Annotated in this window: 8 protein-coding genes; 2 read left to right on the plus strand and 6 right to left on the minus strand. The window is 66.9% G+C overall.

All coding sequences use genetic code 11. The features are described from left to right. Nucleotides 1–66: 66 nt before the first annotated feature. Together OKW41_RS04315 and OKW41_RS04320 are read right to left on the minus strand one after the other, a co-directional pair. A complete protein-coding gene (locus tag OKW41_RS04315) occupies nucleotides 67–855 on the minus strand; it encodes a helix-turn-helix domain-containing protein (RefSeq protein WP_429571686.1) in 789 nt (262 codons plus the stop codon). A gap of 19 nt (nucleotides 856–874) precedes the next feature. After that, a complete protein-coding gene (locus OKW41_RS04320) occupies nucleotides 875–1,216 on the minus strand; it encodes an FKBP-type peptidyl-prolyl cis-trans isomerase (RefSeq protein WP_090808322.1) in 342 nt (113 codons plus the stop codon). Nucleotides 1,217–1,411: 195 nt separating this feature from the next. Here OKW41_RS04320 and OKW41_RS04325 point away from each other — a divergent pair, with 195 nt between their 5' ends. Then, nucleotides 1,412–2,233 carry a sensor histidine kinase gene (locus OKW41_RS04325; RefSeq protein ID WP_429571687.1) on the plus strand — a complete coding sequence of 274 codons (822 nt, stop codon included), beginning with the start codon at nucleotides 1,412–1,414 and terminating at the stop codon, nucleotides 2,231–2,233. A 91-nt stretch (nucleotides 2,234–2,324) separates the two neighbouring features. Beyond that, nucleotides 2,325–3,668, plus strand: coding sequence for a hemolysin family protein (locus OKW41_RS04330; RefSeq protein WP_429571688.1), 1,344 nt, complete (start codon nucleotides 2,325–2,327; stop codon nucleotides 3,666–3,668). Nucleotides 3,669–3,708: 40 nt separating this feature from the next. On the opposite strand, the gene treY is transcribed toward OKW41_RS04330, so the two are convergent. From treY to glgX, 4 genes are all read right to left on the minus strand, one after another. Continuing rightward, nucleotides 3,709–6,576 carry a malto-oligosyltrehalose synthase gene (gene treY / locus OKW41_RS04335; protein ID WP_429571689.1) on the minus strand — a complete coding sequence of 956 codons (2,868 nt, stop codon included), beginning with the start codon at nucleotides 6,574–6,576 and terminating at the stop codon, nucleotides 3,709–3,711. Further along, a complete protein-coding gene (malQ, locus tag OKW41_RS04340) occupies nucleotides 6,573–8,768 on the minus strand; it encodes a 4-alpha-glucanotransferase (protein ID WP_429571690.1) in 2,196 nt (731 codons plus the stop codon). The genes treY and malQ overlap by 4 nt, the downstream gene beginning before the upstream one ends. Then, nucleotides 8,765–10,669, minus strand: coding sequence for a malto-oligosyltrehalose trehalohydrolase (gene treZ / locus OKW41_RS04345; RefSeq protein WP_429444946.1), 1,905 nt, complete (start codon nucleotides 10,667–10,669; stop codon nucleotides 8,765–8,767). The genes malQ and treZ overlap by 4 nt, the downstream gene beginning before the upstream one ends. A gap of 139 nt (nucleotides 10,670–10,808) precedes the next feature. After that, nucleotides 10,809–13,022, minus strand: coding sequence for a glycogen debranching protein GlgX (gene glgX / locus OKW41_RS04350; protein WP_429444948.1), 2,214 nt, complete (start codon nucleotides 13,020–13,022; stop codon nucleotides 10,809–10,811). Nucleotides 13,023–13,024 lie beyond the last annotated feature (2 nt).

Here is a 13,024-nt window from a genome sequence, read left to right on the forward strand (position 1 = left end):
TGCGCGGCATACAGGCTTCAAATGGCCTCAAGGGTCTCAAAGCCCTCCGCGCCACCTCCGCCACGCTCAGTGCCGCAACGCGCGCCACTGCCCGGGCGCCAGTCCGAAACGTCGCGTGAACGCGTGCGTGTAAGCGCTCTGATCGCCGAAGCCGATCTCGAGCGCGACATCGGTCAACGAAAGACGCGGATCCGCAAGCAGCGTGATCGACGTGTCGAGCCGCAGCCGCTGCAAATAGCGATGCGGCGTCTCGCCGAACGCATCGATAAACAGTTGATGAAAACGCCGCATGCCGAAGCCGCAGTGCGCGGCGAGGTCCGCGATCTTCAGCGGCTCGGACAGATGGGCGCGCAGCCAGCGGTCGATGCGCGCGAAATCGAGGCGAACGCCTTCGCTCTGCACACCGGCTAGTGCCCCGGAATCGGCGACGAGCGCGGCGCCCAGGCGTGCCGCAGCATCCCAATGAAAGCGACGGTGACCGAAGGCATTACCTTGCGCTTCGCCCACGCCGCCCGCAGCATGCGCGGCAATCGCGTGCACGAGCTGTGCGAGCGATGGATCAACGGCCACGGCGCGCGCGCGCTCGAACAACCGCTCGGGCACCGCCAGCGACGCCGCAGGCAAATCGAGCACGAGCTGCCGGTTCGTGCCGACACCCGCATAATCGTGCCGCGCGCCGGCCGGGATCAGCCATGCGGAGCCGGCGTCGATCTGCTCGGCGACGCCGTCAACCGCCATCACCATTGCGCCGTCGAGCCCCAGCACGACCTGATGGAAGTCGTGCACGTCCGACGCTTCGATCGCGCCATAGCAGCGCAACGAAACGTTGGGGGCGGTGACGGCGGCGTGGCCCATGACAATACTCAGGCGTGACTCAGACTTCGAGCAGTTCGACTTCGAACACGAGCGTCGCGTTCGGCGGAATCACCCCGCCCGCGCCGCGCACGCCGTAGCCGAGTTGCGGCGGAATGGTCAGCTTGCGCTTGCCGCCGACCTTCATGCCTTGCACGCCTTCGTCCCAGCCCTTGATGACCATGCCGCCGTCCAGCACGAACGCGAACGGGTCATTGCGGTCCTTGCTCGAATCGAACTTCTGGCCGTCGGTCAGCCAGCCCGTGTAATGCACGGTCACGGTCTTGCCGGCCACGGCTTCGGCGCCGGTGCCTTCCACGAGATCTTCGTACTTCAGGCCGGATTCGGTCGTCACAGTCGACATGCGTTGCTCCTCAGATCAAAACGTAAAGCCGACATTGTAGGCGCGTTGACGTCGATCGCGGAGTCTGATCCGGTTCCGCGCATGGCATGCGGATTGCATCCCGCGTCGCGATTCGGCCTCGACTGGTCGGTCCGAACGGGATGCCTATAATGAGGCTTCCCCCCATCATCCAGCATTGCCTGAGAGGACTCGATCGTGACTACGTCACCCAACGGGACTGCTGGCGCCCAGCCGGCGTCGGCCGGCTTCGTCATCACCGAACGCAGCGCGCGGCTGCGCGCGGAAACCGCGTTGTTCATGCGCGATCACGTGCTGTCGCTGGTGTCGCACGACCTGCGCGGTCCGTTGAATGCGATTCATAGCTGGGCGTACGTGCTCGAGCGCAAGCTCGACGCGAACGATCCCAATTCACAGCGCGCGATCACCGGCATTCGCAGCGGCGTCGATCAGCAGGTGAAACTGCTCGAGACGATCGTCGATGCGACGCGCGCCGAAACGAAATCGCTCGCGCTCACGTATGAACCCTTTCCGCTGCATCCGCTGCTCGACGAAACCGTCGAGGAAGTCCGCGCCGGCCTCGCCCGCGCGCGCGGCGTCGAAGTGCGGCTCGACTCGCAGATCGCCACCGAGCAACTGAACGGCGACCGCGCTCGGCTCGCCGCCGCGGCGTGGCTGATGCTGATGTTCGCCGTCGAAGCGAGCGCGCGGGGCACCGAGGTCGCACTGGCCGCGCGCGCGGACAACGGCACATGGCATGCGAGCGTCACGTACGAGCCGAACGAGGCCGCGTTGAATGACGCCGCGCTGCCGCATGTGCTCGAAGCGTTCGCGCGCAAGCAGGCGGGCGAACCGCGCGAGGCGAAGCGCATCGCGTGGGTGTTCGCGTTGTGCAAACGCGTCGCGGAGGCGCACGGCGGAAGCTTCGAGCAAAGCGATACGACGGAAGCGGACGGCGTCACCGCGACCCCCGCCACGCTCGTGCTGCGCGTGCCGTTCAGCGCGGCGGCGCCGAAATGAGCGTCGCGCGCGAATGCGTTAGCGCACAATCAAGATTTCATCGAGCTTTCAGCCCCTATACTGACAACTTTTGTTGCCGGAGCCCGTCGCTTTGACCCAGGTTGTCGCTCTTATCGGTGCAATGTTTCTGGTTGCACTCAACGGCTTTTTCGTCGCCGCCGAATTCGGTCTGGTCAAACTGCGGCAGACCCGCGTGCAAAGCCTTGCCACCCAGCATGGCATGCGCGGACGTCTGCTCGCGAAGGTGCACGGACAGCTCGACGCGTATCTGTCGGCGTGTCAGCTCGGCATCACGCTCGCGTCGCTCGGCCTCGGCTGGATCGGCGAACCAGCGTTCGCGCGACTGCTGATGCCGCTTTTCACCGTGATCGGCGTCGAGTCCGAGAAGCTGATGCATGGCATTTCGCTGTTCTTCGCGTTTTCGTGTATTTCGTTCCTGCATATCGTGGTCGGCGAACTCGCGCCGAAGTCGCTCGCGATTCGCGAGGCGGAGAAAATTTCGCTGTGGGCCGCGACGCCGCTGTACGGTTTCTACTGGGCCATGTACCCGGCCATCTGGCTGCTCAACACGAGCGCGAACGCGGTGCTGAAGGCCGCGGGGCTCGATACCGACCAGGGTCACGACTCGCGTTACTCGACCGAGGAACTCAAGCTGATCCTGCGCGGCCGCCGCGCGAACGTCGCGAGCGAACTCGGTGTGTCGACCGGCGCGTACAGCCAGGACGAATGGAACACGATCGCGCACTCGCTCGACTTCTCGCGAATGACCGTATCGGACCTGATGCGGCCGTCGCATGAAATGGTGTGCCTGCGGCGCGATCTGCCGTTGCGCGACAACATGCAGGTGGTCGCGCGGCACCGCTTCAGCCGCTATCCGCTGTTCGAGGATGCATCCGGCGAACGCGTGGCCGGCATGATCCATCTGAAGGACCTGCTGCTCGCGCGCCAGGCGGGCAGCACGCTCGACGACCTGTCGCGCTACGTCCGCCCCGTGCAGTACGTGAAGCCGGACATGCCGGCGCTCGAACTGTTCCGGCGCTTTCGCAAGGGCGCGCCGCACTTCGCGCTGGTCGGCCACAAGAACGCGAAACCGATCGGCTTCCTGACGCTCGACAACCTGCTCGGCGCGCTGGTCGGGCAGATCCACGATGAATTCCGCCAGGGCGACGCCGACTGGACCCGCATGGACGACGGCACGCTGATGGGCAAGGGCAGCTTGCCGGTGGTGTCGCTCGAACGTGCACTGGGTATCGACATCGATGAAGGCAAGGCCGAATCGGTGGGCGGGCTCGTGATCCAGGCGCTCAACGATCTGCCGAGCGAAGGACAGCGCGTCGAGTTCGAAGACTTCGACGTCGTGGTCAAGAAGATGAAGGGGCCGCGCATCGTGCTCGTGCGCGTGTATCCGAAGCTGTTCGACGACGAGGGCGGTTGAGGGCCGAGCCAACCCGAAGCCTCAACCCTTCTTAGCCGCCTCAGCTTCGAGGCACCCCATCCTCCACCAACACCGCGACCGGCATCGCGGCGAGCGCGTCGCGCAGATACAGCAGCCCGTGATCGTCGACTTTCGGCGCGGCGGGGCTCAGCCAATCGAACAGCGCACGCGCCGACAGATCGGGCGGCATTTCGATGGCCGTATCCGCCCATTGCGCCGGCTCGACGAGCGGCAGACCAGCATCATCGCCAAGCAGTCGCGCGGCCAACCGGCTGGCAATCACCACGGCCCACGCATTGCCATGCCGCCGCGCGAACGCGATCACACTCGACGCATGCGCGCCGCGCACCGTGAGCGGCAGATACGCCCCCTGACTCAGTAGCTCCGGCAGATGCGCGCGCAACGCCAGCACGCGCTGGATCACCGCGAGCTTTACGCGCCCGTCGCGCCAGTCCGTCAGAAATTCCGACGGCGGCGTTTGCGTCTGCGGCAGCCGCGCCTCGCGTTTCGCGAAATCGACGGGCCGCCGATTGTCCGGATCGACGAGGCTGAAGTCCCACAGTTCGGTGCCTTGATAAAGATCAGGGATCCCAGGCGACGCGACGCGCAACACCGTCTGCTGCAGGCTGTTGAGCGCGCCCGCGCGACCAATGCGCTCGACGAACGCCGACAGCTCCTTCAGAAAGGCGTCGCGCCGCTGCGGCGCAAGGATGCCGAACAGGAATTCGCGGCAGCCGGCTTCGTAGGCTTCGTCGGGCGCGAGCCAGCTGGTTTGCAGCTTCGCCTCGCGCAGCGCCTTCAACTGCCATTGCGCGACGCGCTCGGCCAGCTCCTTGATGCCGGCTTCGTCGTCGGCGCGCAGCGCCGGCGGCCAGCAGCCCACCAGCGTCTGATACAGCATCGCCTCGGCGGCGGGGCCGGGAGCCCAGGCGTCGCTCTTGTCCTGGCTCACGCTGCTGATCGGCGTGCCGTCGAGCGCTCGACGCTGCGGTGCGTTCAACGTCGACCATGCACGCAACGTCGCGCCCCATTCGTCGGCGATCTCGCTGAGCACCGCGAGCCGCGCGCGCACATCTTCACCGCGCTTGTGATCGTGCGTGGCGGTCGCAAGCATCGCATGAGGAAAACGTTGCGCGCGCTCGAGATTGCCCGCATGAAACTGCTCCACCGACAGCGCGAACTCGCCCGGGTCCGAGCCGACTTCGTTGCGCGACAGCAGACGGCCGTAGCGATAGCACGCGGTGTCCTCGATCGCCTTGGCGGCGAGCGGCGCGGTCAGCTGCGAAAACAGCGTTTGCGCGCTGCGCCGGGACGAGCCCGCATGCGGCGGCGCTCCGCCGCCTTGCGCCTGCTGCTGCGACTGCGCGCCGGGCCGCGCGGGCGGGGCCTCTTCGGCGCTGCCGCCGAGCCACGCATTCACGCGCTCGAGCGCCGCATGGTCCGAGCGCGGCAGCGAAGCGCGCGCGCCCGCGAGCGCCTCCTCGAAATAGACGTTGTCGGCGGCGCTGCGCAGTCCGCCCAGCGGATACATGCGGTACACGGAGAAATGCACGACCAGTTCGGTCAGCACGCGGCGCAGCGCCGGGTACGTGAAGTCGCGCGTGCTCAGCGAATCGCGTGCGATCCGATGCAGCGCGCGCGCCGCGCGGTCCAGTTCCGCCGAGAAGTTTTCCGCGAGAATCTTGCGCCGCGCCGCGTGCGCTTCATCGGCGAAGCGCGCGCTGCGGCCGGTGAGCTCGGCCCACGTACCGGCGAGCGGGTCCGCGCCGGCCGGATCGTGCAGCAGCGCGCCGACGTCGCTCATGAAGTCGTAGCCGGTCGTGCCGTCGACGGGCCAGTCGTCGCGCAACGGCTCGCCACGGCCGAGAATCTTCTCCACCACCACATACGGCGCGGTGTCGCGTAACTCGCTGAGCCGCTGGCGCAAACGCTGGCAGTATTCGCGCGGCTCGGCGAGCCCGTCGATGTGATCGATCCGCAAGCCGTCGACGAGCCCTTCGCGATAGAGGCGAAAGATCAGCGCGTGCACCGCCTCGAACACCTCGGGCCGCTCGACGCGCACGCCGGCGAGCGTCGAGATGTCGAAGAAGCGCCGCCAGTTCACTTCGTCGGAGGCGGTGCGCCACCACGCGAGCCGGAAATGCTGCCGCTCGATCAGCCGATGCAGCCGGTCGCGCGTGACCGGATCCTCTGGCGCGTAAGTCTCCAGCACGAACTCGATCGCCGACTCGCCTTCGCGCGCGACGAACTCGCGCAGCGCGTCACGCGCCTCGGCGGCGCGCGGCTGATCGGCGGGCTGCGTGGTGAGCCCCTGAAAGCGATTCGCGAGCGCGCTCAGATCGGCGCGGTCGGCGCCTTGCAGGATGGCCGCGTAATCGACCGGGCAGATCGGGAACACGTGCGGACCGTAGCCGATATGAAAGCGTCCGCTCTCGGCCGCGAAATGCAGCCCGATGCGGCCCGCCGCCAGTTCTTCGCCGTACGACGCGCCGAGAGTCGGCAGCAGCACCTTGCCGCGCAGCGCGGGATCGGGCGAATGCCAGTCGACGTCGAAATGACGCGCATACGCGCTGTGGCGGCCCCATTCGAGGATGTCGAGCCACCACGCGTTGCTCGACCCGCCGACGCCCATATGATTCGGCACCATGTCGACGATGAGCCCCATGTCGTGCGCGCGCAGCTTGTCGACGAGGCGCTTCAGGCCCGACTCGCCGCCGTATTCGGCACTGACCTGGGTGTAGTCGACGGTGTCGTAGCCGTGCATCGATCCGGGCTCGGCCGTCGTGATCGGCGAGGCGTACAGGTGGCTGATGCCGAGCGCGGCGAAGTAGTCGACGTGCCGTGCGGCGTCGTCGAACGTGAAGCCTCGATGGAACTGGAGGCGCAGTGTGGAGCGTGGAACGGTCATGGCGTGTCAGGCTCCGCGGAAGTGTGGGATGAAGGCGCGGCGGCGCGGCGCGCGCCGTCGACGGCCAGCAGGCGGTCGGTGAACACGGGGTCGTCGAACATCGCGTCGACGGGCAGCGTCATGCGGCGGCGCCAGTTCGGATGTTCGTCGATCGAGCCCGGCAGGTTCGGCTGCTCGTCGAGCGCGAGCAGGTCTTCGAGCGGAAACGTGACGAGCGGCCCGGGTGTCGCGGCGACGAATGCGAGCGCTTCGTCGACCGGCGCGTTGTCGGCGTCCGGCGGCGCGACATCGGGCGCGGCCACGCCCGCTTGCTGGAACGCGCGCCACAAGTCGGCGCGCTGCTGCGCGCGCTCTTCGAGCGCCGCTTCCTCGGGATCGCGCCCATCGGCGCGCGCTATCGTCTGGCCGATGCGGTTGCGCCACATGATGTCGCTGCCGCGCCACCAGCCGGCGACGGTCGGCAGATCGTGCGTGGTCGTCGTGCCGACCGCGTAGCGGTCCCAATCGGCCGGCGCCTTGAAGCCGTTGCCGTCGTGGGCGCCTTCGAACCACAGCACGCGAATCCCCTCGATGCCGTGCTCGTCGAGCCGCTCCCGAAACCCGGACGGCACGGTGCCGAGGTCCTCGCCGATCACGATCGCGCGATGCCGCCACGATTCGAGCGCGATCAGCCGCAGCAGGTCTTCGAGCGGATAGCGCAGATACGCGCCATTGCGCGCGCTTTCGCCTTCGGGCACGAGCCACAGACGCCGCAAGCCGAGGATGTGATCGATGCGGATGCCGCCGGCATGCGCGAACGCCGCGCGCAGCATGTCGATGAACGCGGTGAAGCCTTGTGTGCGCATCGCGCGCGGCGAAAAGGTCGTGAGTCCCCACGACTGGCCGGCCTGGTTGAAGAGATCGGGCGGTGCGCCGACCGACACGCCCTGCAGCATGTCGTCGGGATAGGACCATGCATGACTGCCGGCGCTGTCGCAACCAACCGCGAGATCGGCGATCAGGCCGACCGCCATGCCGGCTTCGCGCGCGGTGTGCTGAGCGTGCAACAGGCCGCGCGATGCCAGCCACTGCAGGAACAGATGAAAGTCGACCTCGTCGCGATGCGCGGCGGCGAACGCCTCGACTTCGGGGCTGCGTGGGTCGCGCAACGCATCGGGCCAGTTGCGCCAATGACCGTCGCCGCCTTGCGCGAGCTGCGCGGCCTGCAGCGCTTCGAAGCGCGCATGATCTTCGAGCGCGCGCCCCGCGCGTTCGCAGAAGCCGTGAAATTCGAGCGCGCGCGGCGAGTGCTGCGGGCGCTCGTTGGCGCTGAACTGCTCGTACAGCGCGCGCAAAACCGTGAGCTTCAGCGGGCTCGCGTGCGGCCAATCGATCAGCGGCAGCTCTTCATATTTGGACCACGCGTTGCCGGCCTGCGCCGATGCGGACGCGGACGCATCCGCGCCGAACACCGCGGCCGGATCGATATGCGTGACGTTGAGCCATAAACGCGACGACGGCGCGTACGGGCTGAAGCGCTCGGGCTGCGCGCTGAACATCGCGTGGGTCGGACTGACGGCGAGCGCGTGCGCGCCGTGCTGCGCGCCGTGCCGCGCAAGCTGCGCGAGCGCCGTGTAATCGCCGATGCCGCCGTCGCCGGTGCGGCGCAAGCCGTACAGTTGCGCGGCGATGCCCCACAGTGGCGGCGCGGCTTCGCGTTCGCCTTCTCCGTCGCCGCCGTGCAGCGTGCGCCACGCGTCGGCGACGGTGTAGCAGCGCGGCGGCGCGACCGCGAGCGTCATGCGCTGGTCGTTGATCACGAGCGTGTGATAGCCGGTTTCGTCGATCGGCGCGAGCAGCGCTTCCTCGCCTTTCGGCGCGGTGAAGCGGCCGTCGATGATCGAGCCGCTCTCCAGCTCGATCCGGTAATGGCTGCCCGACCTGACCGCGGCCGCGGGCAGCGCGATGCCACGCCCGATCACCGCGGTCATCAGCGGCGGTAGCCGGCGGCCCGATAGTTCGGCCTCCAGAACAGCGGCGCTGTGGCGGATATCCGTGGCGTTGCCGCACGGCAGACCCATGCGTTCGAGCAGCGTGCCAAGTGTCTTTTCGGGCACGTGCTGCGTATTGTGGTGCGCGTCCTGCCACTCCACCTCGAAGCCTGCGCGGGTGGCGAGCGCGGCGAGCCTGTCGTTGGGGCGTCGGGTCGTCACGCGCGCTGCTCCTCGTGCGATGCGATGCGCGCATCGTGGCGGCTCGCGAATTCGTGGATGTCGCCGGTCAGCCACACGATGCACGCATGCGCGGGCAACATCCGCGCGTCGGCCTGTTCGCGCGCGCGCGGCGGTGTTTCGAAAATGATCTTGCCGTCGGGGATGGCGTCGAACGCGACGTTCTGCTGCGACAGATTCAGCGCGATCGACAGCGTCTCGCCATCGCCGAGTTTCCAGCGCGCGATCAGCGCGTTCGCGTCGCCGCCACCGGCATCGCGCAGCACGGTCGCGCCGCACGCCTTCGTATGTTTCAGGCGCGGCGTGATCAGCTTCGCGCGCACGGCGAGCGCGGACTTGTAGTAATGCATCCAGTCGAGCCGATCCGGCGTCGGCTTTACATCGGGCGCGGGTGGCGACGAGGCGGCGAAGGTCTGGGCATCGTTCGGATCGGGAATCTGCGCGCGGCGTTTCTCATCGCTGAACGCGGCAAAGCGCGCGAATTCACGGCGTCGCCCTTCGCGCACGGCGTCGGCGAGATCGCCGGTGTAATCGGTGAAAAACAGGAACGGTTGCGTCGATCCATGCTCCTCGTCCATGAACAGCAGCGGAATTTGCGGCGACAGCAACAGCAACGCGGTCGCGGCGCGCAGCGCGTCATCCGAGGTCAGCTTGCGCAGACGTTCGCCGAACGCACGGTTGCCGATCTGATCGTGGTTCTGCAAAAACATCACGAACGACGTCGGTGGCAGATGCGCGCTCGCTTCGCCACGCGGCGCACCATCGTGCAGCGGCGACGGCTCGCCCTGATACGCGAAGCCTTCGGCCAGCACTCGCGCGAGCCGTCGAATCGGTTCGTTGGCATACGCGTGGTAATAGCCTTCGGTTTCGCCGGTCAGCAGCACGTGCAGCGTGTTGTGCGCGTCGTCGTTCCATTGCGCGTCGAAATGCGCGCCGAGCAGGCTCGCGCTGTTGTGCTCGTTTTCGACCACCAGATGCACGTGACGGCCCTGCTGCACGCGCGCGCGGATATGGTCCGACAGCTCGCGCAGCCACCCGGGATTGTCGATCGCATGCACCGCATCGAAGCGCAGTCCGTCGAAGCGGTACTCGTTGATCCAGTAGACGGCGTTGTCGGTGAAGAAGTCGCTGACTTCGCTGCGCTCGAAGTCGATCGCGGGGCCCCACGGCGTGTTCACGCCTGCGAGGAAAAACGGCTCCGCGTAAGTATGCAGATAGTTGCCGTCCGGTCCGAAATGGTTGTAGACGACGTCGAGAAACACCATCAGGCCCACACCATGCGCGGCGTCGATCAGCGCCTTCAGTTCTTCTGGGCGGCCGTATGCGGAGTCGGGCGCGTACGGCAACACGCCGTCGTAACCCCAGTTGCGACGACCGGGAAAGTCGTTCAGCGGCATCAGTTCGATGGCGGTGACGCCGAGCGCGGCGAGCTCGGGCAGGCGCTTTTGCACGCCCGCATACCCGCCCATCGCACCGACGTGCAATTCGTACAGCACCGTTTCTTCCCAGGGCCGGCCGTGCCATTCGGTGTGTTCCCAATGGTAGGTGCGCGGATCGATGACCTCGCTCGGGCCGTGCACGTCCCGCGGCTGGAACCGCGAGGCCGGATCGGGCACCGCCTGCCCGTCGTCGAGCTGGAACCGATACAGCGTGCCCGCGCCGCTCTCCACGGTGGTCTCGAACCAGCCGTTGCCGGTCGGAGCCATGTCGTGCGTGCCTTGCGCGGGGCCGTTTTCGACGACCACCCGCACGCTGTTGCACGACGGTGCCCAAAAACGGAACCGCGTGCGCGGTCGCGTGCCGCCCGCGCCGATCAACTGCGCGCTGAACGGCAGGCAGTGCGCGTGATGATGCGTGTGGGGATCGATCGGACTTTCAGACATGTCTTCACCATTCGAATCTGCTAACGAGCCTGGACGGCAATGCGCCGCAACGCAAGCAGGCATTGCGTTGCAACATTCTTGCCACCCCGGCTGCGGTGCGATTTGTCCACGCTCGAACCAGGTCGCCGCAGTGCATCGTTCATTGCGAACCATCGTCGTTTGCGGTCTGCGCGCCCGGATCGGGCGGCAGCGCGGTCAACAGCCGCGGCCCGTGCTGCGCGCCAGCCACCCAGCCGGCTTGCCAATCCGCTTCACCGGTCGGTTGCGCGGCGAGTATCACGAGGCCGTGCGCGGCGACCTCGAGTTCGGCCGTCGCGAGCCGCTGCGGCGCGCGTTCCGGATCGGCCGTGTCTAACAGCACATGCCATTCCAGGTGCGGCGCGGGAGGCGCGAACTGCAGCGGTTCCTCGTGAGCGTTGAGCATCAGTAACAATACTTCGGTTTCGCCATTCAGGCCCGGACCCGCGCGACGCAACGTGAACGCGCGTCCCTCCGGGTCCTGCCACGCTTCGATCGTCAGCGGATCGCCGTGTTCGTCGAACCAGCCGACGTCGAACAGGCCGGGCAGCACTTCGCGGTCGCCGAACAGAAAGCGCGTTTCACGCAGCAGCGGATGGCGCTTGCGCAACCCGATCACGCGCGCGACGAACTCGGTCATGCGCTGACCTTCCGGCGAATCCGCGAGGTCCCAGTCGATCCAGGATAGGTCGTTATCCTGACAGTACGCATTGTTGTTGCCGCGCTGCGTGCGCAGCGCCTCGTCGCCGGCAAGCAGCATCGGCGTGCCGAGCGCGATCATCAGTGTCGCGATCAGCGAGCGCGACACGCGACGGCGGATCGCGAGGATCGCGGGGTCGTCGGTCGCGCCTTCGAGACCCCAATTGCGGCTGCAATTCTCGTTGTGGCCGTCGTTGTTGTCTTCCAGGTTGGCTTCGTTGTGCTTCTGCTCGTACGCGGTGACATCGGCCAAGGTGAAGCCGTCATGCGACGTGACGAAGTTGATCGACGCCCACGGCTTGCGATGCCGCCGGTTGAACAGATCGGCCGAACCGGTCAGGCGCGCGGCGAGGTCGGGCCGCAGGCCGGCATCGCCACGCCAGAAACGTCGCACCGTGTCACGGAAACGGTCGTTCCATTCGCTGAATCCCGGCGGATGATTGCCGAGCTGATAGCCGCCAGGGCCGAGATCCCATGGCTCGGAAATCAGCTTGCGTTGCGATAGCACCGGGTCCTGGCGCAACGCGTCGAACAGGCCCGAGCCCGGATCGAAGCCGTGGCTTTCGCGCCCGAGCGTCACGCCGAGATCGAAACGGAAGCCGTCGATATTGAACGCGGTCGACCAGTAGCGCAGTGAATCCATCACCATCTGCAGCACGCGCGGATGCGGCAGATTGACCGTGTTGCCGCAGCCCGTGTCGTTGATATGGTGACGCTGGTCGCCGGGAATCAGCCGGTAATAGCTGGCATTGTCGAGGCCGCGCCATGAAATGGTCGGGCCCATTTCATTGCTTTCGCAAGTGTGGTTGTAGACCACGTCGAGAATCACCTCGATGCCGGCCGCGTGCAGCTGGCGCACGGCGATGCGCATTTCGTCGAGCCGGTGCGTGCTCAGATAGGTCGGCTCCGGCGCGAAGAACGCCGCCGTGTTGTAGCCCCAGTAATTGCGCAGGCCGCGCTCCACGAGAAAGCGGTCGTTCAGAAATGCGTGCACGGGCAGCAGCTCGACCGCGGTCACGCCGAGCTTCAGCAGATGCTCGATGAACTCTGGCGACGCGAGCGCCGCGAATGTGCCGCGTTCATGCTGGCGCAGATCAGAGCGCAGCATCGACGCGCCGCGCAAGTGCGTTTCGTAGATCACGGTCTCGCCCCACGGCACGTCGGGCCGCCTGTCGTGCGACGAGTCGAACGCCTCGTCGATCACGACGCACTTGGGCATCGCGGGCGCGGAATCGCGCCGGTCGATCGAAAGGTCCGCGCGATTCGAATGCACGCGATAGCCGAACAGCGCGTCGGACCAGCGAAACTGCCCGACGAGCTTGCGCGCATACGGGTCGAGCAGCAGTTTGTGCGGATTGAAACGATGCCCAAAGTGCGGCTGATACGGCCCATGCGCGCGAAAGCCGTACGCGGTGCCCGGATGCGCGTTCGGCAGATAGCCGTGCCAGATCTCGTCGGTGCATTCGGGCATGGTGAAGCGGCGAATCTCCTTGCGGCCGGTTGAGTCGAACAGGCATAGCTCGATTTTCTGCGCATTGGCCGAGAACACCGCGAAGTTGGCACCCAGCCCATCCCAGTTCGCGCCGAGCGGATACGGCGAGCCGGGCAGCAACCGGTCGGGCAACGCATGCGACATGA

Origin of the sequence: Paraburkholderia sp. UCT70, assembly GCF_050434085.1 — a bacterium.
Lineage (GTDB): Bacteria > Pseudomonadota > Gammaproteobacteria > Burkholderiales > Burkholderiaceae > Paraburkholderia > Paraburkholderia tuberum.

Coding starts and splice junctions, on each gene's coding strand:
- OKW41_RS04315 (WP_429571686.1), bottom strand. CDS start 855: ATGGGCCACGCCGCCGTCACCGCCCCCAACGTTTCGTTGCGCTGCTAT.
- OKW41_RS04320 (WP_090808322.1), bottom strand. CDS start 1,216: ATGTCGACTGTGACGACCGAATCCGGCCTGAAGTACGAAGATCTCGTG.
- treY (WP_429571689.1), bottom strand. CDS start 6,576: ATGACCGTTCCACGCTCCACACTGCGCCTCCAGTTCCATCGAGGCTTC.
- treZ (WP_429444946.1), bottom strand. CDS start 10,669: ATGTCTGAAAGTCCGATCGATCCCCACACGCATCATCACGCGCACTGC.
- glgX (WP_429444948.1), bottom strand. CDS start 13,022: ATGTCGCATGCGTTGCCCGACCGGTTGCTGCCCGGCTCGCCGTATCCG.